The sequence below is a fragment of the Duganella sp. GW821-FHT01E12 genome, from assembly GCF_059422325.1.
In genome coordinates, this window is sequence record NZ_JBWKWR010000002.1 from 290,900 (window position 1) to 313,985 (window position 23,086).

Below are 23,086 nucleotides of genomic sequence, written 5' to 3' on the forward strand. Positions count from 1 at the left end.
CTAGTCGGCAGCCGGGGCCGGATAACTCACCTCAAGTATCTCCAGCTCCTCCACGCCGTGCGGCGCCTGGAAGGTGATGACATCCCCCTCACGCGCCTTGGTCAGCGCGCGCGCCACCGGCGCCACCCAGCTGATCTTGCCGTTCAAAGGATCGAGCTCGTCGATGCCGACGATGGTGATGGTGCGCGTCTCGTCGTGCTGGTTGCAATAGGTGACGGTGGCGCCGAAGAACACCTGGTCGCTGCCATGGTGCACGCTGGGGTCGACGATGGCGGCCGAATCCATGCGCTTGGTCAGAAAGCGGATGCGGCGGTCGATCTCGCGCAGCCGCCGCTTGCCGTAGATGTAGTCGCCGTTTTCCGACCGGTCGCCGTTGGACGCGGCCCAATGCACGATGCGCACCACCTCCGGCCGGTCGACGTCGATCAGCTGCAATAGCTCGTCCTTGATGCGCTGGTAGCCCTCCGGCCGGATGTAGTTCTTCGACCCGGCCGGAATCGCCAAGGCCAGCGCGGCGGCTTCCTCGTCGTCGTCCTGGTCCGACTCTTTGACAAATGCTTTGTTCATGCGGGCTATTGTAACGGCTTCGAGCGGTGCCGTGGCTGTTGTGCACGTTCGGTGTTTTTCCCCGCGCCGACGGTGCTTTCACGTATCATGATGGCGATAGAACAATGCTTCAACGATGAAACCCTTCCACCGCTTCTGCCGCTCGCTGTTCGCCCCGCTGGTCTACCTGGCGGCCCTGCTGCTGTTGCTGGAGGACTGGCTGTGGGACCTCGGCATGCGCGTGCTGCGCCGGCTGTCGGCCTGGCCGCCGCTGCACCGGCTGGAAGCGTGGATCTGCACGCTGGGTCCGCACGCCGCGCTGGCGCTGTTCGTGCTGCCGGCGCTGCTGCTGTTCCCGGTCAAGCTGCTGGCGCTGTGGGCCATGACGCACGGCCACGCGCTGCTGGGCTTGCTCGTCATCGTGCTGGCCAAGCTGGGCGGCGCGGCGGCCGTGGCGCGCATCTTCCTGCTGACGCGGCCGGTGCTGCTGACCATCGTCTGGTTCGCCCGCCTGCTGCACTGGTTCCTGGCGCTCAAGGAACGCTGGATCGAACGCCTGCGCGCCACTGCGGCCTGGCGCCGGGTCGGCGCGCTGGCGCAAGCCTGGCGCCACTGGCGCCAGCACGCCACGCCGTCGCCGCGCGGCTGGATCGCGCGCTTCCGCCGCCTGCTGCGGCGCTTCCGCGCGCGCTGGCGGCCCCGTTAATCCATACTATTTATATCATTACCATGAACGCAGCCTCCCTCCCCCACCCCGACAGCGCGGCCCTGGCCGCCGAACTGGAACAGGTGCGCGCGCGCTTCGACGCCATCGTCTCCAACACGCCGGGCCTGGTCTACCAGTTCGTGCTGCACCCCGACGGCAACGTCTCCTTCCCCTATCTGAGCGACGGCTGCCAGGCGCTGCTGGGCCTGACGGCGGCCGAGCTGCACGACCACCCGGCCCGCTTCCTCGAACTGATCCTGGCCGACGACCGCAAGTCCTACCTGGACGCGATGCAAGCCTCGGCCAGCGCGCTGTGGAGCTGGAACTGGGAAGGCCGGATCTGGGTCGACGCCTGGAAGGACGTCAAGTGGATCAACCTGCGCTGCACGCCGCACGCGCTGGCGGACGGCGCGGTGCGCTGGGACGGCATCATGACCAACATCAGCGAGAGCAAGCAGGAGCAGCTGGAGGTGCGCCACTCGCGCGCCCGCCTGGCCGAGCTGAGCGCGCACGCCGAGCGCGTCAAGGAGCAGGAGCGCGGCCGCATCGCGCGCGAGATCCACGACGAGCTGGGCGGCAACCTGACCGCGATCAAGATGGCGGTGGCCATGCTGGCCGCGCGCCTGGACGAGGTGGGCGACTACCCCGCGCTGCGCGAAAAAACCGACTACGTGGACGCCCTGGTCGACCGCACCATCGACGCCGTGCACCGCATCTCGCTGGACCTGCGCCCGGCGCTGCTGGACCTGGGCCTGGCGGCGGCGCTGGAGTGGCAGGTCAAGGAATTCGAGAAGCAGACCGGCATCGCCTGCAGCTTCAACGCCAACCAGCGCGACGTCGAGCTCGACGACGACCAGGCCACCGCCCTGTTCCGCATCGCCCAGGAGGCGCTGACCAATATCGCCAAGCACGCCGGCGCCACCCGCATCAGCGTCAAGCTGGCGCGGCTGCGGCACCACATCAGCCTGAAGATCAGCGACAACGGCCGCGGCATCCGCCAGGCCGACCGCGCCAAGCCGGCCTCGTTCGGCCTGCGCGGCATGGCCGAACGGACCCGCGCGCTGGGCGGCACGCTGGCGCTGAGCCACGCGGCCGGCGGCGGCACCGTGGTCGCCATCAAAATTAAGCGCGAAACCGAGCGCGCGGCCCTCATCGCGGCCGCCGCCGGCGCTACAATAGCAGGTGAAAACATTTCTGCTGTGAAATAGTAAAGATAGGATAGAGTGACTCACATGTCAGAAAAAGCCATCATCAAGGTCTTCATCGCCGACGACCACGCCATCGTGCGGGAAGGCTTGAAACAAATCCTGGCCGAGACGCGCGACATCGTCGTGGCGGGCGAGGCCGAGAACGGCCTGGACGCCATCAAGCTGTTCCGCAAGGCCGACTGCCAGGTCATGCTGCTCGACATCTCGATGCCCGACCGCAGCGGCATCGAGGTGCTCAAGCAGATCAAGAAGGAAAAGCCGGAGCTGGCGGTGCTGATGCTGTCCATGCACCGCGAGGACCAGTACGCGATCCGCTCGCTCAAGGCCGGCGCGGCCGGCTACCTGACCAAGCAGAGCGCGCCGCGCGAGCTGGTGACAGCGATCCGCCAGGTGGCCGGCGGGCTCAAGTACATCAGCCCGGCGCTGGCGCAGGAACTGGCCAACCACGTCGGCGAGGACCACGAGGCGCCGCCGCACGACTGCCTGTCCGACCGCGAATACCAGACGCTGACCATGATCGCCTCCGGCAAGACGGTGGGCATGATCGCCAAGGAACTGTCGCTGTCGGTCAAGACGGTCAGCGAGTACCGGGCCCGGCTGCTGGTCAAGATGAAGTTGAAGAACAGCGCCGAACTGACCCACTATGCGATCAAGAACCAGCTGATCGAATAGGCATGGGCAGGGGCTTGCCGGAATGCCCATACTTAATACTCTGATGAAAGCCACATTCAGCCCTTTTATTCAGGCTATGCCGACCGGGACGCGGGCTTATTATGGTTTAATGAACAAACCCTTAAGAGGCAGCATCTGATGTCCAGCAAACCGACCACTCCCGAGCAGAATCCGGCCGATATCGCGCGCGAGGCGTTCAAGCGCCTGGCGGTGCGCCGCATCGCGCCGACGCCGGAAGCCTACCGCGACATCTACAACGAAATCGCCGGCGTCGCCGCCGAGCCGGCCGCGGCTGCCGCGGCGCCGCTGGGCGCGGTCGATCCCGGCCCGGAATCCGTGCTCAGCCAGTTCGCCACCCGCCTGACCGAAAACACCGGCGACCTGGCCGACTTCGGCCGCCGCTTCAACCGCGCCGTCAAGTCGCGCGACTGGGAGGGCTACGCCAAGGCGCTGTCGCAGCTGGTGGAAAAACACTTCGTCAGCAGGAAAAGCGGCATCGAGGTGGCCAGCCTGGCGCCGGAGGACGAGCAAAGCCGCACGCTGCGCGACCTGCTCAGCCGCACGCTGACCTTCGCGGTGGCCTCGCTGCTGTCGGGCGCGCCGGTGCTGGTGGCCGAGGCAGAATCGCTGGGCGCGGCCACCAAGCTGGCCCACAGCGAGGAGGCGCTGGCCGAGATCGCCGTACGCCTCAAGCAGCTGTGCTACCAGATCGAGCTGCGCGGCGGCGACAGCGGCGAGCAGCAGGAGCTGCTGCTGCGCCTGTTCAAGCTGCTGCTGGAGAACGTCAGCGAGCTGCTCGACGACGACAGCTGGCTGCGCGGCCAGATCGAGTCGGTGCAGAACCTGATCACCGGCCCGATCGACGTGCGCGCGCTGGAGGAAGCCACGCGCAGCCTGAAGGAAGTGATCTACAAGCAGGGCCAGCTCAAGCACAGCCTGTCGGACGTCAAGCTCACCGTCAAGAACATGATGATGACCTTTATCGACCGCCTCGGCCAAGTGGCGGCCTCGACCGGCGACTTCCACGAAAAGATCGGCGGCTATTCGGAAAAGATCAGCAAGGCCGACAACATCGCCGAGCTCAACAACATCCTCGACGAGGTGCTCAAGGAAACCCGGCTGGTGCAGAGCGAGGCCCTGAAAGCGCGCGACAAGATGGTCTTGGCGCGCCAGGAGGTGCAGGACGCCGAGAACCGCATCCACGCGCTGGAGGCCAAGCTGCAGCATTTGAGCGAGCTGGTGCGCGAAGACCAGCTGACCGGCAGCCTCAACCGCCGGGGCCTGGACGACGTGTTCGAGCGCGAGACCGCGCGCGCCGACCGCCGCGGCACGCCGCTGTGCATCGCCGTCCTCGACCTGGACGACTTCAAAAAGCTCAACGACACCTACGGCCACATCGCCGGCGACGCCGCGCTCAAGCACCTGGTCAAGATCGTCAAGGACACGCTGCGCTCGATGGACGTGATCGCCCGCTTCGGCGGCGAGGAATTCCTGATCCTGATGCCGGAGACCACGGTCGAGGCGGCCGCGAGCACGATGACCCGCCTGCAGCGCGAGCTGACCAAGCACTTCTTCCTGCACGATAACGAGAAGGTCTTGATCACCTTCTCGGCCGGGGTGGCGCTGCGCCGTCCGAACGAGGAGCAGACCGAGCTGGTCAAGCGGGCCGACAAGGCCATGTACACCGCCAAGCAGACCGGCAAAAACCGGGTGGTGGTGGCCGACTAAGCCCCGTTTATTGTCAATTTGATTCCAGCCCGGCGCCCGCCGGGCTTTTTTTTGCCCAAAAACAAGGCTAAAAAATAATTATTTTTGCCCTAAAGATTCCGCGATCGCGGTCGTTTAAACGGGCATAGCGAATGAACTTTAGGCCTGCCGCAGAAAATTTCCCGGCTTTTTACCCCTTAATTTTCCCATAGGGCAACCGTTACCAGTTACAACAGCGGTTTGAATGTCTCGGAACGTGGAGACAGACCAATGGGAACTGAGCATATCGCCGAATCGAAGTATTAAGTCTGGAGAAACATCATGGCACAAGTCATTAACACTAATATTGCATCGCTGAATTCGCAACGTAACCTGACCACGTCGCAAGCCTCGCTGTCGACTTCCCTGCAACGCCTGTCTTCCGGTCTGCGCATCAACAGCGCAAAAGACGACGCCGCCGGCCTGGCGATTTCCGAGCGCTTCACCTCGCAAATTCGCGGCAATACCACGGCTGCACGTAACGCCAACGACGGCATCTCGCTGGCTCAAACGGCCGAGGGTGGCTTGAGCACCGCAGGCGATCTGCTGCAACGTATCCGCGAACTGGCAGTCCAGTCCGCCAACGGCACCAACTCCGATTCCGACCGCAAGTCGATCCAGAACGAGGTCTCGGCGCTGTCGGGCGAGCTCGATCGCGTCGCCACGTCGACCCAGTTCAACGGCCAGAACGTGCTGGACGGTTCGCTGACTTCGGCCCAGTTCCAGGTCGGCGCCAACTCGGGCCAGACCATCAACATCGGCGTGCAGTCGGCCAAGGCCACTGATATCGGCAATAATACGCTGTCGTCCTTCTTCCAAAGCACCGGCGGCACATTGTCGGATGCGACTGCCGCTGGCACCCCAGCAGTCGCTGGCGGTCACCTGGCCAACAATCAGGCAGCCGACACGCTGAACGTAACCTCCGGCAGCGGCATCACCACCAATGTGAGCATTGCGGCCGGCGACAGCGCCAAGAAGATTGCCGCGAGCGTCAACGCACTGTCGGCTCAGAGTGGTGTAAGCGCCTCGGCCAGCACCTCCGCCACCATCTCCGGCCTGTCGACCGCCGTCGACGGCTCGGTGCAGTTCACCTTGCGAGGCGATAACTCCTTGGAAGCGGATGCCAATTCGACTGCAGTCACCATCTCGGCCAAGGTCAAGGGCGGCGATCTGTCGGCAGTGGCACAGGCTGTCAATGCCCAGTCCGGCACCACCGGCATTTCGGCCAGCATCAAGACCAATAGCACCACCGGCGTTAAAGAACTGCAGCTGTCCAACGCATCGGGCGCCGACATCGAGATCAACAACACCAATGCTGCTGGCGATGACCTGCTGAAAAGCACCACTATCCGCGGTACCGACCAGCCAGCCGTGGGTAACACCGCCGCGGTGGCCGCATTCGCCCAGGCCGGACCAACCCAAGGTGGCACCGCCAGCATCACGATTGGCGGCAAGCTGAACTTCTCGTCCGACAGCGGTTTCACCGTCGCTTCGGCAGCCCCGACCCAGACCATCGTCAACGGCTCCACCGGTTCGGACCTGCAATCGGTGTCCAAGGTGGACGTGTCGACCGTGGACGGCGCCAACAAGGCCCTGAAAACCATCGACTCGGCACTGAACCAGATCAACAGCAACCGCGCAGCATTGGGTGCGATCCAGAACCGTTTCGCCTCGACCATCTCGAACCTGAACACGACGACGGAGAACTTGTCCGCTTCGCGTAGCCGGATTCAAGATACCGACTTCGCGTCGGAAACGGCCAACCTGACCCGCGGCCAGATCCTGCAACAAGCTGGTACCGCCATCCTGGCCCAGGCCAACTCGCTGCCGAACGGCGTGCTGTCCCTGCTGCGTGGCTAAAATCCGGGGAAGAGACGGCGGACGAGCGCCGCAGCTCTGACTAGGTTCCCCGGCTGATTTATTCAGTCGGGGATTTTTCACAAAGGAAGCATCATGACTATCGATACCATCGGCTCGGCTACCCAGCCCCGCCCAGTAGACCGCCCGGCCAGCGCCGCCGGCGGCGATGTCGCCGCGCAGGGCGCCGCGCGCGCGCCAGCTACTGCCGTGGAAACGGCGGCCGCTGTCAAAGGCCCGGCCAACGTGCCGACGCTGGAGCAAGTCAACCACGCCGTGTCGCAGTTGAACAAGTCGGCGCAGGCCAAGTCGCAAGGCCTGGAGTTCTCGGTCGACAGCGACACCAAGCGCACCGTGGTCAAGGTGATCGACCAGAACACCAAGGAAGTGCTGCGCCAGATTCCCTCGCCCGAGGCGCTGGAAATCGCCAAATCGCTGGAGTCCAAGTCCAGCAACTCCGGCTTGCTGATCCAGCAGACCGCCTGAAGCGGCCGCGCTTGCGCGCGCCGCTTTTTCTACCTTCATGGCATCCTGATCCTTGGGAGCGCCACGTTGTCGCATCACATAGAATCTGACGGGCCTGACCCGCAACGGCATCGCGCCACGTCCCTTCCGTACCGCCGACATCTGCCCGTTTTTTCAGCTTTGCCTGAACTGGCAGGTATTCCTCCCTCTCAAGTCCGGTTTGATTCTGCCGATATTGTCTTATATTATTGCTTTACTTAGGAGCACATCGTGGGCATCTCTTCACCGGGCATCGGCTCTGGCATCAAAGTCGACGAAATCGTCAGCAAGCTGATGGCGGTAGAGTCTGCGCCGCTGGCTGATTACGACAAGAAGTCGGCCAGCTACCTGGCCCAAGTGTCCGCGTTCGGCAATCTGTCCGGTGCGCTGGGCAGCTTCCAAGGGGTGCTGGCGGGACTGACCTCGGTGTCAAGCTTCCAGACGCTGGTGAGCACGCCCAGCGACGCCACCGTGATGACCGCCACCGCCAGCAGCACCGCTCAGCCGGGCACTTATCGCGTCAACATCAACCAGCTCGCGCAATCGCAGACGCTGGCCTCGGGCGGCTACAAAACCACCACTGCGGCGATCGGCCTGGGCGCCAAGACCACGATCAACTTTTCGCTCGGCACCGTCAGCGGCGGCAGCTTCGGCATCACCGGCACGCAGCTGGGCGCCAGCTTGTCGAGCGGCGGCCTGTCGCCGGGCTCGCTGAGCATCAACAACACCGTCATCGCCAGCGACGGCACCACCCGCAGCGCGCGCCTGCTGGCCGACGCCATCAACGCCAAGAGCACCACCACCGGCGTATCCGCCAAGGCCGCGCCCACCGTCACCAGCGCGACGCTGTTCGGCGCCGCCGGCGCTTCCACCTTCGGCAATATCGATACCAGCGGCGGCGGCACCTATGCGCTGACCGTCGGCGGCGTGGAGATCGCCGCCCAGGCGACCGGCGTCGCCGGCGGCGGCGCAGGGAGCGTCAGCGCCGCCTCGATCGATGCCGCGCTGACCGGCAACACCGCCGTCAGCCGCGCGCTGGCCGACGCCAACATCACCGTCACCGGCACCGCCGCCGCCGGCACGCTGCAGTTCACCAACGCCGACGGCAGCAACATCGCCATCGCCGAGGCCGTCACCGGCACCGTTACGGGTGGCATCGGCAACAGCGGCACGGCCAATATCGGCTCCAGCACCACGGCGGTCGGTTCGATCTCGCTGGTCTCGGCCGACGGCAGCCCGATCAGCGTCGGCGGCACCAATCCGGCCGGCGCCGGCTTGACGGCCGGCGTCGGCGGCGCCTACCTGGGCGCCAGCTTCAGCGCCGATTCGACCCGCACCAGCGGCAATATCGTCATCGACAGCAGCAACAACACGCTGCAGGGCATCCTGGCCGCGATCAACAAGGGGAACTTCGGCGTCACCGCCAGCATCGTCTCGGACGGCTCCACCGGCACCACTGCCACGCCCAACCACCTGATCCTGACTTCGACGGCAACTGGCGCCACCTCGACCATGAAGATCACGTTGGCCGGGTCCGGCGGCAATCCACCGGACCCGGATCTGGTCTCGCTGCTCGGCTACGATCCTGGCGGCGTGCAGAACCTGAGCCAGAAATCCGCAGCGGCCGACACGCTGGCCACCGTCAACGGCATTGCCGTCACCAGTTCCAGCACCAGCATCGGCGGCGCGATCTCTGGCATCAATATCAGCGCACTCAAGGTCGGCAGCTCGACGCTGTCGGTGAGCAAAGACAGCGGCTCGCTCACAACTGCAGTCAGCGGCTTTGTCAAGGCGTACAACGACTTGAACAACCAGATCAAGCAGCTGGGCGCATACGATCCCGACACCAAGACCGGGGGGCCGCTGCTGGGCGATCCGACGCTGCGCAATCTGCAGGCCTCGATCCGACGCCAACTCGGCACCTCGATCACCGGCCTGCAAGGCACCAGCCTGACCAATCTATCGCAGATTGGCATCTCCTTCCAGAAGGATGGCTCGCTGACCCTGGACAACTCCAAGCTGCAAAAAGCCGTCACCAATAATTTCAACGACATTGCCGGCCTGTTCGCGGCGGTTGGCCACGGCTCCGATCCAGACGTCAAGTTCTCCAGCTCCGGCACCAACACCAAGGCCGGCGACTACGCGATCAACATCACCCAACTGGCAACCCAGGGTACGCTACAGGGCACCAACGTGCTGCCGGCCGAAACCGTGATCGATGCGGACACCACGTGGACCGTTACGCTGAACGACACCACGCCGCCGACGCTGGCCAACACCGCCACCATTTCCCTGCCGGCCGGCAGCTACAACCCCAGCCAGTTGGCCACCTTGCTGCAATCGTCGATCAATGGCGTCAGCGCGTTTTCCAACGCAGGCGCCACCGTCACCGCCACCGTCGGCGACGACGGCAAGCTCAAGCTGGCCTCGACCAACTATGGTTCGAAATCGAACATCCACATCGCCACGGCCACCGGCACCGACATCTCGGCCGTCTTCGGCACCGGCGCGTCGGTCGATGGCCTGGACGTAGCCGGCACCATCGGTGGCTACACCGCCACCGGCAGCGGCCAGACCCTGACCGGTTCGCCGGGCGCACCGGTGGACGGCTTGAAGCTAACCGTCACCGGCGATGCCGTTGGCTCGCGCGGCAGTTTCGGCTTCTCGCAGGGCTATGCATATCAGCTCAACGCGCTGGCGGCGGGCTACTTGGGTGCCAAGGGCGCGATTACCGATCGCACCACCGGACTGAACAATTCGGTCAAGGACATCTCCAAGCAGAAGGACGCCTTCAGCGCCCGCCTGGTCGACATCGAAGCGCGTTACCGCGCACAGTACTCGGCGCTCGATACCTCGATCGCCAGCATGAATACCACCGCGTCATTCTTGGCGCAACAGTTCGCGGCTATGTCCAAGCAATAGCCGCTGACGCTTTAACAGGAGACAGAGTATGTTCGGATCGCGACAAACTGGCGTGCATGCCTATGCCAAGGTTGGCATGGAAACCGGCGTGGTAGCCGCCAGTCCTCACAAGCTGATCGTCATGCTGTTCGACGGCGCCCTGGTGGCGTTGAGCGCGGCATTGAACGGCATGCGCAATGGCGACATCGGCGAGAAAGGCAAATCGATCTCCAAGGCCATCATGATCATCGACAGCGGTCTGCGCGCCGCGCTCGACAAGAAGGCCGGCGGCGACATCGCCGAGGGCCTGGACGCGCTGTACGAGTACATGAGCGCGCGCCTGCTGACGGCCAACCTGAACAACGATCCAGCGATCCTGGAGGAAGTGCAGCGCCTGCTGACCGAGTTGCGCGACGCCTGGAATGCGATCGCCGACACCCCTGCCGCCACCGGCATCCACCCGACCACCAATCTCGCGAGCGCCTGATTCATGATGACCAGCCAAGATATCCTCTCCGTGTACGCCGCCATGGCCGACCTGACCGAACAGATGGTGCAGGCCGCCACGCGCAGCGACTGGGACCAGTTGGTGCTGCTGGAGCAGCGCTGCGCCGCCCACGTGCAGGCGCTGCGCGAACAGGAGCCGGCACAGCCGATGCAGGGTGCCGAGCGCGAACGCAAGATCAACCTGATCCGCCAGATGCTCAACGCCGACCGCCAGATCCGCGACCTGACCATGCCGTGGATGGCGCAACTGTCCAAACTGATCAACTCCACCGGCACTGAACGGCGCGTGATTAACGCCTACGGCAGCGTCTAAAGCAGGGGCGCGCCATGTTGCCGCCAGCGGTCACCATCTTGCCGGTCGGCCCGGCCGCCGGCGTCGGCGGCGCCGCGCCGGTGGGCGACGGCCGCCAAGCCGCCTTCCAGCGCGCGCTGCAAAGCCTGGTCGGGCAATCGGTCACGGCCGAGGTGCTGTCCAAGTACAACGACGGCAGCTTCCTGGTCCGCGTGGCCGACAACGCCGTGCGCATGATGCTGCCGCCGGAAGTGCGGGTCGGCGCCGACGTGCCGCTGACCGTGCTGACCGCCAGTCCCCGCCCCACTTTCCAGCTCGGTAACGGCAACCCCGGCAGCTCAACCACGCTGGTCTACGGCGACACCGCCGAAGCCGACCCCGGCCTCTACTCCCCCACCCTGCCGTCGCAGGACGCGCCGCCCAACTTGCCGGGCACGCCACGTCAACCGGCCGGCAACGCCACGCCGGGCCAGCCGGCCACGCCCGGCGCGGCCGACGCCGAAGCCGGCGTGCCGGCGGAAGCGGAAGGTGTGCCGGGCCAGCCCAAGCCGGGCACGCAGCCGGCCGCCGGCAATGCGGCCAGCCCGGCTGCCGGTGGCGCGCAAGCCGACGCGGCGGCAGGCGCCTCTGCCGGCGCAGCCGGCGCGGATGCCGCCGACAATCAAACTCCGACAACCGGCCGTCCCGCCGGCACCGCGCCTGCGGCGACCGCCGGCACCGCGACGCCGGCCACAAATCTCCCAGGCATGGCCGCGATGCCGCCCACCGCAGCCACCGGCGCAGCAGCCCAGGCCGGCGCGGCAGTCGCAACACCAGCCACCGGCGGCGCCGTCCCGGCCGACGCCGTCAAGCCGCAAAGCCTGGCCGCCACGCTGCTGGGCAAGGCGCCGCTGACGCCGGCCAACGAGCTGCCCGACCTCGACCCCAACACGCCGCAAGCCACGCTGAGCAACGCCGCCCGCGTGCTGACCACCGTGCTCAGCACCGCGCAGAGCGGCGGCGCCGCGCAACTGGCGCTGATCGGCAAGAGCGCGCTGTTCGGCAACGCCGCGCCGGCCACCGAGCAGCTGGCGCAAAAGCTGCAGGACACCATCTCGCAAAGCGGCCTGTTCTACGAATCGCATGTCACCGAATGGGCCAAGGGCGAGCGCACCCTGCCCGAGCTGATGCGCGAGCCGCAGATGCAGCGCATGCTGCAAGGCGGCGAGACCGCCGCGCGCGCCGCCGCCAACGGCCCCGACCTGAGCGCGGCGCAGCTGATCAACCAGCAACTGCACACGCACGAGCAAGGCCGGGTGCAGTGGAACGGCGAGGCCTGGCCCGGCCAGCCGATGCAATGGGAAATCCGCCGCGAGCAGCGCGAAGGCCGCCAGGACCAGGGCGGCGCCGACGGCGAGCCCGAGCAGATCTGGCGCAGCGGCGTGCGCTTCCGCTTCCCGATGCTGGGCGCGGTGTCGGCGTCGGTCACGCTGATCGGCGGCCAGGTGCATATCCAGGTGCAAGCCGACGACGGCGGCACCGCCGACACCTTGCGCGCCTACGCCGGCCAGCTGGAGCAGGCGATGGAGGCGGCCGGCGCGCCGCTGTCCTCGCTGACCATCGCCCAGGAAGCGCCATGACCGAGGACCTGCCGCGCCGTCCGCTGCAGCAGGCGGTGGCCCTGACCTACGAAAACGGCGCGCCCGCGCCCAAGGTAGTGGCCAAGGGCCGCGGGCTGGTGGCCGAGCAGATCATCAGCGTGGCGCTGGAGGCCGGCGTGTTCATCCACGAGTCCAAGGAACTTGTCTCTTTGTTGATGGACGTTGACCTGGATCAACAGATTCCGCCCACGCTCTACCGGACGATTGCGGAACTATTAGCGTGGCTATATTATATTGAAGCAGCGCAAAAGTCCGGCCTGCCGCTTCCGGCGGCGCCCGACACCGGCATCCCCCTCACAGAAATTTGACGCGAACGATGTACCCACACTTTCAGGATGCGGAATTGGAAAACTGGCACGATTTTGAAGTCGAATCACGGAAGGAAATCACTTCCCTGCTGCGCGGTATCGGCGAAAAAAACCAGTTGATCCGCATGCTGATCCAGGGCGAGGCCGACGTCTGCGTGACCTCCATCCTGGAAGTGGACGAGCCGCACAACACGGTCTACCTGGATTGTTCGATCGACCGCGAGCAGAACAAGCGCATCCTGGCGTCGCGCCGGCTGTCGTTCGAGACCACGCTGGACAAGGTGCGCATCCTGTTCGCGGCCGACCGCATCGAGACCGCCACCTGGCAAGGCAATCCGGCGTTCAAGATCGCCGTGCCGCCGACGCTGATCCGTCTGCAGCGGCGCGAGTACTACCGCATCTCGACGCCGGTGACCAATCCGGTGCGGGTGCTGATCCCGCTGCCGGAGGAGCTGGGCGGCAACACCACCTTCCCGCTGGCCGATATCAGCTGCGGCGGCATCGCCATCCTCGACAACAAGATGATGCTGGGCGACGCCATCGGCCGCGAGTATCCGGACTGCCGCATCGACCTGCCGGAGATCGGCCAGGTGGCGACGTCGCTACAGATCCGCAACTCGCTGGACCTGACCCTGCTCAACAACAAGACCAACCGGCGGCTGGGCTGCGAGTTCGTCGGCATCTCGCGCGGCATGCTGTCGTACGTGCAGCGCTACATCACCAAGCTGGAACGCGAACGCAACGCCCGCATCGCCGGCCTGATCTAAACCTGCATGTTCATGATGTCGTGGTAGGCTGACACCAGCTTGTTGCGCACCTGGATGGTGGCCTGGAAGTTGATGCTGGCCTTCTGCATCGACACCATCATGTCCGACAGGCTGACGCTGTCGTCGCCCATCGCGAATTTCTTGCCCATGTCGTCGGCCTGCACCTGGCTGGCGTTCACGCCGTCGAGCGCGTTCTTCAGGGCGTCGGAAAACTCCACCTTGGCCGCCGGCGCCGGCTCGGTCTTGATCACCGGCGGCGTCAGCCCCGGACGCGTGGCGTGCGCCTTCAACTGGGCGATCATGGCCTGGATCTGGCTCCCGTCGATTCCACCTGTCTTCATCGCATACTCCCATCTTGTTGCTGCCATGGAACAAATTTCCACGACACGGCCGGGCGCGGCGTTACAATACGGCACGGCTCTATCAGTGCTGACAGAATACCAAGGGCAAAGCCAGTCCCCTTGGCCGAGCAGGACCGTAAATGGCGCTCTGTTTGGCCGATTGATTCGCCCGCGATCAGGCAATAATGGCTCATCCTCTCTAGAACCACGCACCGGAAACCTATCATCATGGCCGTAGCCGAACCACTCGACAACGACACAGCAGCCGACGCCGCCGATGACGGTGCCGAGAAGCTGCCCTTCATCCAGACCCCGATGGGCCGCAACTTCCTGCGCGCGGCCGGCGCGGCGGCCATCGTCGCCATCCTGCTCGGCCTGTGGCTGTGGAACAAGCCGCCCGAGTACGGCGTGCTGTTCTCCAACTTCACCGACCGCGACGGCGGCGCCATCACGGCAGAACTGGACAAGCTCAACGTCAAGCACAAGTTCTCGGAGAACGGCAGCGCCATCCTGGTGCCGACCGACCAGGTGCACGACATCCGCCTGAAACTGGCGGCCCAGGGCCTGCCCAAGGGCGGCAACGTCGGCTTCGAGCTGATGGAGAACCAGAAGCTGGGCGTGTCCCAGTTCCTCGAACAGGTCAACTACCAGCGCGCGCTCGAGGGTGAGCTGGCGCGCTCGATCCAGTCGCTGGCCGCGATCGAGAACGCCCGCGTCCACCTGGCGCTGCCCAAGCCGTCCGTGTTCGTGCGCGACCAGCAGAAGCCGACCGCCTCGGTCATCGTCACGCTGCACCCGAACCGCCAGCTCGACCCGTCCCAGACCGCCGCCATCGTCCACCTGGTCGCCTCCAGCGTGCCGGAGCTGTTGCCGGCCAACGTCAGCGTCATCGACCAGGCCGGCAACCTGATCTCCGACCAGAACAAGAACGGCAACGGCGGCCTGAACGCCAAGAACATGGACGAGACCCAGCTCAAGTATGTCAAGGACATGCAGCTGCAGGTCATCAAGCAGGTCGAATCGATCATCATCCCCATCGTCGGCGAGGGCAATGTGCGCGCCGAGGCCACCGCCGACGTCGACTTCGCCCAGATCGAGCAGGCCGCCGAGACCTACAAGCCGAACTCGCCGCCGGCTGCCTCGGCCATCCGCAGCCAGCAGAGCAGCGAGACCAACGGCAACAACGGCAGCACCAATCCGGGCGGCATTCCGGGCGCGCTGTCGAACCAGCCGCCGGGCACGGCCACCGCGCCGCTGACCCAGACCGCCGGCTCGCCGACCGGCACCGCGCCGGCGCCGGGCACGCCGCCGGGCGCGGCCTCGACCACGACGGCCACCGGCCCGAGCCACAAGGAATCGACCACCAACTACGAGGTCGACAAGACCGTGCGCTACGAACAGCGCGGCATGGGCGGCCTGCGCCGCCTGACGGTGGCGGTGGTGGTCAACTACAAACGCATCATCGGCAAGGATGGCAAAGTCACCATCAAGGCCTATACTCCAGAAGAGATGGTCAAGATCAACGACCTGGTCAAGCAGGCCATGGGCTACAACCAGGACCGCGGCGACGCCGTCAGCGTGGCCAATTCGCCGTTCGACGGCGTCGACAAGCCGTTCGAACCGCCGCCGGAGTGGTGGCGCGATCCGGCCAACCTGCCGATGGCCAAGGACCTGGCGAAGTTCCTGATCACCGCGCTGATCCTGCTGTACATCGTGCTGCGCATCGTCAAGCCGATGATGCGTCCGGTGTTCAAGAAGATCGACGAGATCAACGCGCCGGAGCCGGAGCCGGAAGAGCCGGAGGAAGTGGTCGAGGAAGGCCCGGACGAGGCCCTCATCGCCGAGGAAGAACTGCGCAAGATGGAAGAAAACACCGTGCGCTCCTACCGCGAGAACCTGGCCATGGCCAAGAAGCTGGCCACCGAGGATCCGCGCATCGTTGCCAACGTGATCAAAGAATGGATAGGCGCAAATGACTGAGAATACCGGACTGCAAAAGGCCGCCATCCTGATGCTGGCCATGGGCGAGAGCGAGGCCGCCGAGGTGATGAAGTTCCTCGGCCCGCGCGAGGTGCTCAAGCTGGGCGCCGCCATGGCGACCATGAAGAACGTGCCGCACGAGGAAGTGGTGGGCACGCTGGACAATTTCCGCGACATGGTCGCGGCCGCCTCCACCGTGGGCCTGGACTCGGACGAGTACATCCGCCAGGTGCTGACCAAGGCGCTGGGCGACGACAAGGCCTCGGTGCTGCTGTCGCGCATCCTGGGCGGCAAGGACGCGTCCGGCATCGAGTCGCTGAAGTGGATGGATTCGCAATCCGTGGCCGAGCTGATCCGCAACGAGCACCCGCAGATCATCGCCACCATCCTGGTCCACCTGGAGCGCGACCAGGCCTGCGAGATCCTCGGCCACTTCACCGACCGCCTGCGCAACGACGTGGTGCTGCGCATCGCCACGCTGGACGGCGTGCAGCCGGCCGCGCTGCGCGAACTGAACGACGTGCTGACCAAGCTGTTGTCGGGCAACGAGAACATCAAGAAATCGTCGCTGGGCGGCGTGCGCGCGGCGGCCGAGATCCTCAACTTCATGTCCGGCGAGCAGGAAGGCTCGGTCATGGACAACATCAAGAACTACGACAACGACATGGCGCAGAAGATCATGGACGAGATGTTCGTGTTCGACAACCTGATCGATATCGACGACCGCGGCATCCAGCTGCTGCTGCGCGAGGTGCAGTCCGAAATGCTGATCATCGCCTTGAAGGGCGCGTCGCAGGAGCTGCGCGACAAGATCTTCAAGAACATGTCGGCCCGTGCGTCGGAAATGATGCGCGAGGACCTGGAATCGAAGGGTCCCGTGCGCCTGTCCGAGGTGGAAACCCAGCAGAAGCAGATCCTGCAGATCGTCCGCCGCCTGGCCGACGAAGGCCAGATCGTGCTTGGCGGTAAAGGTGAGGATTCCTTCGTCTAATGTCTCTGCTACCCAAAGAACAGCAGTCGGCGTTCCAGCGCTGGGAGATGACCTCGTTTGGCGACGAGCGTCCCCGTGTGATCGCGCAGCGCGAGGCCGAGCAGCGCGAGCGCGACGCCGAACAGGCGCGCCTGGACGCCGAGCAGCGCGTGCAGGACGCCTTGATGGAGCAGCAGGAGGCGCTGGAAATGGGCCCGCCGCTGCCGCCGCCGATGGACTACCCCACCGTCGAGGAACTCGAGGCGATCCGCGAGGAAGCCCGCAAGGACGGCTACGATGAGGGCCACGCGGCCGGCCACACCGACGCCCTCGCGGCCGGCAAGCTGGTCACGGCCGAGGAGCTGGAGCAGGTGCGCGCCCTCGCCGCCAACTTCAGCAACGCCCTGCACGACGCCGACCAGCTGATCGCCAACGACGTGCTGGAGCTGGCCCTGCAGCTGGCCAAGGGCATGCTCAAGAACGCCTTCCAGGTCAAGCCCGAGCTGATCCTGCCGATCGTGCGCGAGGCCATCGAATACCTGCCGGTGCTGCAACAGCCTGCGCTGCTGGTGCTGCATCCCGACGACGCCGCCGTGGTGCGCGCCGGCATCGGCGAGGAGCTCGACAAGGGCGGCTGGCGCGTGGTCGAGGATCCGCAGGTCGGCCGCGGCGGCTGCAAGGTCGACACCGCCAGCAACCAGATCGACGCCACCGCCGCCGCGCGCTGGCAGCGCCTGAGCCACGCGCTCGGCAAAGAAGTGGACTGGCTGGCCTGATATGGACGCCGTCGCGCCACCCGCCCCCGCTCCCGCCAGCCCGCACGCCGGCCGCTGGAAATCCTATCTGCACGACTGCGGCGCGCTGGTCGGCTTCGTCGAGCCGATGCAGGTGTCGGGCCGCGTCACGCGCGTGGCCGGGCTGGTGATGGAGGCGGTCGGCCTGCGCCTGGCCGTGGGCGCCGCCTGCACCGTGCCGCTGCCGTCCGGCGGCAAGATCGAGGCCGAGGTGGTCGGCTTCGAGGGCGAAAAACTGTTCCTGATGCCGCAAAGCGACGTCGAGGGCGTGGTGCCGGGCACCCGCGTGTTCCCGGTCGAGCCTGCCATACCGCGCCCCGGCACCGTCAACCACCCGCGCCGCCGCCCCAGCGACCGCGCGCGCCACCTGCCGGTCGGCCCCGAGCTGCTGGGCCGCGTGCTGGACGGCGCCGGCCGCCCGCTCGACAACCTCGGCCCGCTGCACGCCTCCGACAGCGCGCCCATCAACACCCGCCCCGCCAACCCGCTGGGGCGCGCGCCGATCACCGAGACGCTGGACGTGGGCGTGCGCTCGATCAACGCCATGCTGACCGTCGGCCGCGGCCAGCGCATGGGCCTGTTCGCGGGCTCCGGCGTCGGCAAGTCGGTGCTGCTGGGCATGATGGCGCGCTACACCGAGGCCGACATCATCGTGGTCGGCCTGATCGGCGAGCGGGGCCGCGAGGTCAAGGAATTCATCGAGCAGATCCTGGGCGAGGAAGGCCTGGCCCGCTCCGTGGTCGTGGCGGCCCCGGCCGACACGCCGCCGCTGATGCGCCTGCAGGGCGCGGCCTACGCCACCGCGATCGCCGAGCACTTCCGCGACAAGGGCCAGAACGTGCTGCTGATCATGGACTCTCTGACCCGCTACGCCATGGCGCAACGCGAGATCGCCCTGGCCATCGGCGAGCCGCCGGCCACCAAGGGCTATCCGCCGTCGGTGTTCGCCAAGCTGCCGATCCTGGTCGAGCGCGCCGGCAACGGCGAGATGGGCGGCGGCTCGATCACCGCCTTCTACACCGTGCTGACCGAGGGCGACGACCAGCAGGATCCGATCGCCGACTCGGCGCGCGCCATCCTCGACGGCCACATCGTGCTCAACCGCCGCCTGGCCGAGGCCGGCCACTACCCCGCCATCGACATCGAACAGTCGATCAGCCGGGCCATGCACTCGATCACCTCGCCCGAGCACCAGACCCGTTCGCGCCACCTGAAGCAACTGTTCTCGCGCTACGAGCGCAGCCGCGACCTGATCAGCGTGGGCGCCTACGCGCCCGGCAGCGATCCGGTGCTCGACCAGGCCATCCAGTTGCACGACCGGATAGAGAATTTCCTCCAGCAGCAAATCACCGAACGGGTGACCATGGGCGAGAGCTTGGCCCAACTTACCTCTCTGTTCGACTGATTGACGCCGGCAACCGCCACCTATAATTGACGCATCATGGCTTCCAAAGCGCAACTTGAAACACTGATGGACCTGGCGCGCCGGGAAACCGACGACGCCGCCAAGCGGCTGGGCGCTTCGCTCAAGGCCGTGGACGAGGCCAAGCAGAAGCACCAGATGCTGGCCGGCTATCGCGACGAGTATGCGAAACGCTTCGAGGCGGCGCAGCAGGCCGGCATCACGCCCATGGCCTACCGCAATTTCCAGGCCTTCATGGAGAAGCTGGACGTGGCGGTCAAGGGCCAGCTGGACATGATCAAGCACGCCGAGTACCGCAGCGAGCAGGAAAAGGCCGCCTGGCAGGCAAGCGAACGCAAGCGCATGTCCTACTCCACCCTGAACGACCGGGCGGATGCCGAGGCGCTCAAGCTGGAAAACAAGCGCGACCAGAAGCAGATGGATGAACATGCAGCACGGCAGGCGTATTACAAACGCTGACATTTAGACGCAACCAACCGACACGGCGCGATCATGCAAACCCAGAATCTCCAAATTCCCACTCTGAACGCCAATGCGGTGGCGGCGCCCAAGGTCAACCTGAATCTGAACGCCGGCGGCGCCGACAACTCCTTCCAGCGCGCCCTGTCGCGCGAGATGGACCAGCGCCAGGCCGGCAACGCCAATAACGGCCCCGCCATCGTCGCCAAGGCGCCCGAGCGCCCCGCCGCCTCGCGCCCGTCCGCGTCCAAGCCGGCCGAGCAGGCCAAGCCCGCCCCGGCGCAAAACCAGCAGTCCGACGCCGCCGACAACAACCAGGCTGTCGCCAAGAATGACAGCCAGGCGGCGCCCGCCGCGCCCGCGCCGGCCAAGAACCCCGGCAAGGATGGCAATGCCAGCGCCGACGAGTCCGCAACGAACGCGGCCAGCGATGCGCAAGCGGCCGCCCAGGCCGATCCGGTCGCCGACATGCTGGCCCTGGTGGCCGCCTTCAATCAACCGGCGGCGCCGGCCGCCGCACCAGTCGCCAGCGCGGCCGACGCCTCGGCCGGCAACGCCGGCACCGGCGCCGTGAGCGCCGCCGCCCTGGCTGCCGAAGCCGCCGCTGCGGCAGCCGCCGCGACAGCCGCATCCGCCGCCGGCGCCGGCACCGACGACGCGGCCGCCCCCGCCGTGGACGCCAACGCCACCGCCGCCCTGCCCGCCGCCGCAGCGCTGGACGCCGACACGCTGAAAACCGCCCAGGCCGGCGCCGACGCCAACGCCAACGCCGCCGCCGACTTCAAGGCCGCCCTGGGCAAAGCCGGCTCGGCCGCGCAGAGCGCCGCCGATGCGGCCGCCGCAGCCGCCAAGGCCGCCGCCAGCACCACGGCCGGCGCCACCGTCGCCGCCGCCACCACGGCCGCCAACGCCGTCAAGCCCGCCGTCGCCGACAGCAAGCCCGCCAGCGCGGTGCCGGACGGCCCGGTCATCGACACCCTGGCCGACACCACCGACGCCGCGCCGGCCACGCCGGCCGACCCGGCCGCCCCGATCAAGGCCGGCCCCGGCATGGAAAAGCCGGCCGACGTGGCCCACGCCACGCCGCGCCAGTCCGATCCGCTGCAGCCCGTCTTCAACGGCAAGACCGCCCAGCCGACCGAGGCGGCGCCGGTGCTGAAGGAGGCCGGCCCGGCCATCACCATCGCGCCGAGCGCGCAATCGGCGCTGGAGGCGGCCAAGGCCGCCGTCACCGCCGTGCCGACCGACAAGCTCAGCAGCCGCGTCGGCACCCAGGCCTGGGACCAGCAACTGGGCCAGAAGATCATCTTCATGGCGGCCGGCGGCGAGCAGAGCGCCACCATGGAATTGAATCCGCCCGACCTCGGCCCGCTGCAGGTCGTGCTGAGCGTGAACAAGGACCAGGCCACCGCCGCCTTCAGCTCGGCCGCGCCGGAAGTGCGCCAGGCGCTGGAAGCGGCCATGCCCAAGCTGCGCGAGATGATGAGCGAGGCCGGCATCCAGCTGGGCAACGCCACCGTCTCGGCCGGCATGTCTGACCAGAACAACGGCTTCAACCAGCAGGCCGGCTCGGCGCAGAACGGCGGCGGCCACGGGGGCGGCGGCCGTTCCGGCGCCAGCTTCGGCGGCGACAGCGCAAGCGGCGGCGACGTGCCGCGCAGCGCCCCGCCGGCGCGCCGCGTACCGGCCGGCGCGGTCGACACCTTCGCCTGATCCCGCCGCGGCAGCGACGAAAACCGGGAGCGGCCACCCTGCCTTCCCGGTTTTGTTGTTTGTTTCACTACGGAAACCTCAAGCAGTACCCGGATCGCCCCTCTTTTCGACGTATGCAATGCCGCAGTCCCAACCGATAATGACATAATGGCGTCATGTTCCACTTCCGCATCATGCAAGGGCAATTTTGAAAGCGAACCCAAAAATGAAAGCCGATCAGAAAGTTGAAGCGGCGCCCTCCGGCGGCGGCAGCAAAAAACTGATCATCATCATCCTGGCGGCGGTCCTGGTACTGGGCGCGGCCGGCGGCGGTGCGGCCTGGTTCTTCCTGCATGGCAAAGGCGACGCGGCCGAGGAAGAGGCGCCGGCCAAGAAGCACAAGAACGCCAAGAAGGTCAAGGCCGGCCCGCCCGAATACGTGCCGGTGGAACCGTTCACGGTCAACCTGCAGCCGGGCGACAACGGCGCCGACCAGTACCTGCAGATCGCCTTCACGCTGGAAGTGGGCGGGCTGGAGGAGAAGGAAAACGTCAAGAACAATATGGCCAAGGTGCGCAGCCGCATGCTGTTGCTGCTGTCGAGCAAGCGCGCCGTGGACATCAACACGCCGGACGGCAAGGTCCAGCTGGCCAAGGAAATCATCACGCAGCTCAAGGAACCCTTCGAGGACCGCGGCTCGCCGCAGGACATCGAAGATGTGCTGTTCACCTCGTTTATCATTCAGTAAGTTGAATCATCATGGCTGATAATTTTCTCTCCCAGGAAGAAGTCGATGCCCTTCTGAAGGGCGTCAACGGCGACCAGGACGATGTCCAGGCGCAGGAAGACGTCGCGGGAGTACGAACGTACAACCTGGCCACCCAGGAACGTATCGTCCGTGGGCGCATGCCGACGCTGGAGATTATCAACGAGCGCTTCGCCCGCCTGTTGCGGGTCGGCCTGTTCAACTTCCTGCGCCGCAGCGCCGAGGTGTCGGTGGGTTCGGTGCGGGTTTCCAAGTATTCCGAGTTCATCCGCAACCTGGTGGTGCCGACCAACCTCAACCTGGTGCACATGAAGCCGCTGCGCGGCACCGCGCTGATGGTGTTCGATCCTGGCCTGGTGTTCCTGCTGGTGGACAACCTGTTCGGCGGCGACGGCCGCTTCCACACCCGCGTCGAGGGCCGCGACTTCACCCAGACCGAGCAGCGCATCATCCTGCGCATCCTCGACATCGTGTTCGAGGCCTACACTAAGTCGTGGGAACCGGTCTATCCGGTCGAGTTCGAGTACATCCGCTCGGAAATGAATACGCAGTTCGCCAACATCGCCACGCCCAACGAGGTGGTGGTGGCGTCGACCTTCACGGTGGAGCTGGGATCGGTGTCCGGCCAGATCCACTTCTGCATGCCGTACTCGATGATCGAGCCGATCCGCGATTCGCTGACCTCCAGCCTGCAGGGCGAGGCGCTGGAAGTGGACAAGCGCTGGATCCGCCTGATGACGCAGCAGATCCAGATCGCCGAGGTGGAAATCGTCGCCTCGCTGGGCACGGCCAAGGTCAATTTCGACGAGATCCTCAACATGCGCGTGGGCGACATCATCCCGCTGCACATCCCGGAATTGCTGTCGGCCACGGTCGACGGCGTGCCGGTCATGGATTGCAGCTACGGCGTGATGAACGGACAATACGCGCTGAAGGTGGAGAAATTGCTCGCCAATGCCGATAACATCAAATAACGCCGGCGCAACCGCCGCCGGTGACCGCAATAC

Annotated in this window: 22 protein-coding genes; 20 read left to right on the forward strand and 2 right to left on the reverse strand. The window is 66.1% G+C overall.

The window, feature by feature from the left end; genetic code table 11:
• A complete protein-coding gene (gene greB, locus AC07WS_RS06600; protein WP_008451309.1) occupies positions 1–567 on the reverse strand; it encodes a transcription elongation factor GreB in 567 nt (188 codons plus the stop codon).
• 115 nt (positions 568–682) lie between these two features.
• Between greB and AC07WS_RS06605 the strand changes: the two genes are divergently transcribed.
• The 12 genes from AC07WS_RS06605 (at position 683) to AC07WS_RS06660 (ending at position 13,654) form a co-directional block, all read left to right on the forward strand.
• Positions 683–1,252 carry a hypothetical protein gene (locus AC07WS_RS06605; protein WP_494728284.1) on the forward strand — a complete coding sequence of 190 codons (570 nt, stop codon included), beginning with the start codon at positions 683–685 and terminating at the stop codon, positions 1,250–1,252.
• Positions 1,253–1,275: 23 nt separating this feature from the next.
• Positions 1,276–2,460, forward strand: a complete 1,185-nt coding sequence (locus tag AC07WS_RS06610) for a sensor histidine kinase (protein WP_494728285.1) — start codon at positions 1,276–1,278, stop codon at positions 2,458–2,460.
• 24 nt (positions 2,461–2,484) lie between these two features.
• Positions 2,485–3,132 carry a response regulator gene (locus AC07WS_RS06615; RefSeq protein ID WP_117011614.1) on the forward strand — a complete coding sequence of 216 codons (648 nt, stop codon included), beginning with the start codon at positions 2,485–2,487 and terminating at the stop codon, positions 3,130–3,132.
• Positions 3,133–3,270: 138 nt separating this feature from the next.
• Positions 3,271–4,860 carry a GGDEF domain-containing protein gene (locus AC07WS_RS06620; RefSeq protein ID WP_494728286.1) on the forward strand — a complete coding sequence of 530 codons (1,590 nt, stop codon included), beginning with the start codon at positions 3,271–3,273 and terminating at the stop codon, positions 4,858–4,860.
• Positions 4,861–5,160: 300 nt separating this feature from the next.
• The gene (locus AC07WS_RS06625; RefSeq protein WP_494728287.1) at positions 5,161–6,738 is read left to right on the forward strand and encodes a flagellin N-terminal helical domain-containing protein; all 1,578 of its coding nucleotides are present in this window, start codon (positions 5,161–5,163) and stop codon (positions 6,736–6,738) included.
• Between the two features lie 93 nt (positions 6,739–6,831).
• A complete protein-coding gene (locus tag AC07WS_RS06630) occupies positions 6,832–7,221 on the forward strand; it encodes a flagellar protein FlaG (RefSeq protein ID WP_494728288.1) in 390 nt (129 codons plus the stop codon).
• Between the two features lie 249 nt (positions 7,222–7,470).
• Positions 7,471–10,161 (forward strand): flagellar filament capping protein FliD, encoded by a 2,691-nt coding sequence (gene fliD / locus AC07WS_RS06635; RefSeq protein ID WP_494728289.1) that lies wholly within the window; start codon positions 7,471–7,473, stop codon positions 10,159–10,161.
• A 28-nt stretch (positions 10,162–10,189) separates the two neighbouring features.
• Positions 10,190–10,627, forward strand: coding sequence for a flagellar export chaperone FliS (gene fliS / locus AC07WS_RS06640; RefSeq protein WP_494728290.1), 438 nt, complete (start codon positions 10,190–10,192; stop codon positions 10,625–10,627).
• 3 nt (positions 10,628–10,630) lie between these two features.
• The gene (locus AC07WS_RS06645) at positions 10,631–10,960 is read left to right on the forward strand and encodes a flagellar protein FliT (RefSeq protein WP_494728291.1); all 330 of its coding nucleotides are present in this window, start codon (positions 10,631–10,633) and stop codon (positions 10,958–10,960) included.
• Between the two features lie 14 nt (positions 10,961–10,974).
• Positions 10,975–12,558: a flagellar hook-length control protein FliK gene (gene fliK / locus AC07WS_RS06650; RefSeq protein WP_494728292.1), complete on the forward strand. Its 1,584-nt coding sequence runs from the start codon at positions 10,975–10,977 to the stop codon at positions 12,556–12,558.
• Positions 12,555–12,887, forward strand: coding sequence for an EscU/YscU/HrcU family type III secretion system export apparatus switch protein (locus AC07WS_RS06655; RefSeq protein ID WP_494728293.1), 333 nt, complete (start codon positions 12,555–12,557; stop codon positions 12,885–12,887). The genes fliK and AC07WS_RS06655 overlap by 4 nt, the downstream gene beginning before the upstream one ends.
• Positions 12,888–12,895: 8 nt before the next feature.
• Complete coding sequence (locus AC07WS_RS06660; protein WP_494728294.1) at positions 12,896–13,654, forward strand: flagellar brake protein; 759 nt, start codon at positions 12,896–12,898, stop codon at positions 13,652–13,654.
• Here the strand turns inward: AC07WS_RS06660 and fliE are convergent.
• Positions 13,651–13,995, reverse strand: coding sequence for a flagellar hook-basal body complex protein FliE (gene fliE, locus AC07WS_RS06665; RefSeq protein WP_117011627.1), 345 nt, complete (start codon positions 13,993–13,995; stop codon positions 13,651–13,653). The genes AC07WS_RS06660 and fliE overlap by 4 nt on opposite strands.
• Positions 13,996–14,223: 228 nt before the next feature.
• Here fliE and fliF point away from each other — a divergent pair, with 228 nt between their 5' ends.
• The 8 genes from fliF (at position 14,224) to fliM (ending at position 23,053) form a co-directional block, all read left to right on the forward strand.
• Entirely contained in the window at positions 14,224–15,975 is a 1,752-nt protein-coding gene (fliF, locus tag AC07WS_RS06670) for a flagellar basal-body MS-ring/collar protein FliF (protein WP_494728295.1), read from the forward strand.
• A complete protein-coding gene (gene fliG / locus AC07WS_RS06675) occupies positions 15,968–16,966 on the forward strand; it encodes a flagellar motor switch protein FliG (RefSeq protein WP_008451337.1) in 999 nt (332 codons plus the stop codon). Before fliF ends, fliG begins: the two co-directional genes overlap by 8 nt.
• Positions 16,966–17,721: a flagellar assembly protein FliH gene (locus AC07WS_RS06680; protein ID WP_494728296.1), complete on the forward strand. Its 756-nt coding sequence runs from the start codon at positions 16,966–16,968 to the stop codon at positions 17,719–17,721. Before fliG ends, AC07WS_RS06680 begins: the two co-directional genes overlap by 1 nt.
• Before the next feature lies 1 nt (position 17,722).
• Positions 17,723–19,144: a flagellar protein export ATPase FliI gene (fliI, locus tag AC07WS_RS06685; protein WP_494728297.1), complete on the forward strand. Its 1,422-nt coding sequence runs from the start codon at positions 17,723–17,725 to the stop codon at positions 19,142–19,144.
• Between the two features lie 36 nt (positions 19,145–19,180).
• Positions 19,181–19,621: a flagellar export protein FliJ gene (gene fliJ, locus AC07WS_RS06690; protein WP_494728298.1), complete on the forward strand. Its 441-nt coding sequence runs from the start codon at positions 19,181–19,183 to the stop codon at positions 19,619–19,621.
• Between the two features lie 33 nt (positions 19,622–19,654).
• Positions 19,655–21,334 carry a flagellar hook-length control protein FliK gene (locus tag AC07WS_RS06695; protein WP_494728299.1) on the forward strand — a complete coding sequence of 560 codons (1,680 nt, stop codon included), beginning with the start codon at positions 19,655–19,657 and terminating at the stop codon, positions 21,332–21,334.
• A gap of 205 nt (positions 21,335–21,539) precedes the next feature.
• Positions 21,540–22,061 carry a flagellar basal body-associated protein FliL gene (gene fliL / locus AC07WS_RS06700; RefSeq protein ID WP_494728300.1) on the forward strand — a complete coding sequence of 174 codons (522 nt, stop codon included), beginning with the start codon at positions 21,540–21,542 and terminating at the stop codon, positions 22,059–22,061.
• 11 nt (positions 22,062–22,072) lie between these two features.
• On the forward strand, positions 22,073–23,053 hold the full coding sequence (fliM, locus tag AC07WS_RS06705; protein ID WP_494728301.1) for a flagellar motor switch protein FliM: 981 nt from the start codon (positions 22,073–22,075) through the stop codon (positions 23,051–23,053).
• Positions 23,054–23,086 lie beyond the last annotated feature (33 nt).

Bases quoted from the DNA above. Each gene is read 5' to 3' on its own strand.
- AC07WS_RS06695 (WP_494728299.1), top strand. From the start codon at position 19,655: ATGCAAACCCAGAATCTCCAAATTCCCACTCTGAACGCCAATGCGGTG.
- AC07WS_RS06615 (WP_117011614.1), top strand. From the start codon at position 2,485: ATGTCAGAAAAAGCCATCATCAAGGTCTTCATCGCCGACGACCACGCC.
- AC07WS_RS06655 (WP_494728293.1), top strand. From the start codon at position 12,555: ATGACCGAGGACCTGCCGCGCCGTCCGCTGCAGCAGGCGGTGGCCCTG.
- fliI (WP_494728297.1), top strand. From the start codon at position 17,723: ATGGACGCCGTCGCGCCACCCGCCCCCGCTCCCGCCAGCCCGCACGCC.
- AC07WS_RS06625 (WP_494728287.1), top strand. From the start codon at position 5,161: ATGGCACAAGTCATTAACACTAATATTGCATCGCTGAATTCGCAACGT.
- AC07WS_RS06645 (WP_494728291.1), top strand. From the start codon at position 10,631: ATGATGACCAGCCAAGATATCCTCTCCGTGTACGCCGCCATGGCCGAC.
- greB (WP_008451309.1), bottom strand. From the start codon at position 567: ATGAACAAAGCATTTGTCAAAGAGTCGGACCAGGACGACGACGAGGAA.
- fliS (WP_494728290.1), top strand. From the start codon at position 10,190: ATGTTCGGATCGCGACAAACTGGCGTGCATGCCTATGCCAAGGTTGGC.
- fliJ (WP_494728298.1), top strand. From the start codon at position 19,181: ATGGCTTCCAAAGCGCAACTTGAAACACTGATGGACCTGGCGCGCCGG.
- AC07WS_RS06660 (WP_494728294.1), top strand. From the start codon at position 12,896: ATGTACCCACACTTTCAGGATGCGGAATTGGAAAACTGGCACGATTTT.
- AC07WS_RS06620 (WP_494728286.1), top strand. From the start codon at position 3,271: ATGTCCAGCAAACCGACCACTCCCGAGCAGAATCCGGCCGATATCGCG.
- AC07WS_RS06630 (WP_494728288.1), top strand. From the start codon at position 6,832: ATGACTATCGATACCATCGGCTCGGCTACCCAGCCCCGCCCAGTAGAC.
- fliE (WP_117011627.1), bottom strand. From the start codon at position 13,995: ATGAAGACAGGTGGAATCGACGGGAGCCAGATCCAGGCCATGATCGCC.
- fliK (WP_494728292.1), top strand. From the start codon at position 10,975: ATGTTGCCGCCAGCGGTCACCATCTTGCCGGTCGGCCCGGCCGCCGGC.
- fliF (WP_494728295.1), top strand. From the start codon at position 14,224: ATGGCCGTAGCCGAACCACTCGACAACGACACAGCAGCCGACGCCGCC.
- AC07WS_RS06680 (WP_494728296.1), top strand. From the start codon at position 16,966: ATGTCTCTGCTACCCAAAGAACAGCAGTCGGCGTTCCAGCGCTGGGAG.
- fliL (WP_494728300.1), top strand. From the start codon at position 21,540: ATGAAAGCCGATCAGAAAGTTGAAGCGGCGCCCTCCGGCGGCGGCAGC.
- AC07WS_RS06605 (WP_494728284.1), top strand. From the start codon at position 683: ATGAAACCCTTCCACCGCTTCTGCCGCTCGCTGTTCGCCCCGCTGGTC.
- fliM (WP_494728301.1), top strand. From the start codon at position 22,073: ATGGCTGATAATTTTCTCTCCCAGGAAGAAGTCGATGCCCTTCTGAAG.
- AC07WS_RS06610 (WP_494728285.1), top strand. From the start codon at position 1,276: ATGAACGCAGCCTCCCTCCCCCACCCCGACAGCGCGGCCCTGGCCGCC.
- fliG (WP_008451337.1), top strand. From the start codon at position 15,968: ATGACTGAGAATACCGGACTGCAAAAGGCCGCCATCCTGATGCTGGCC.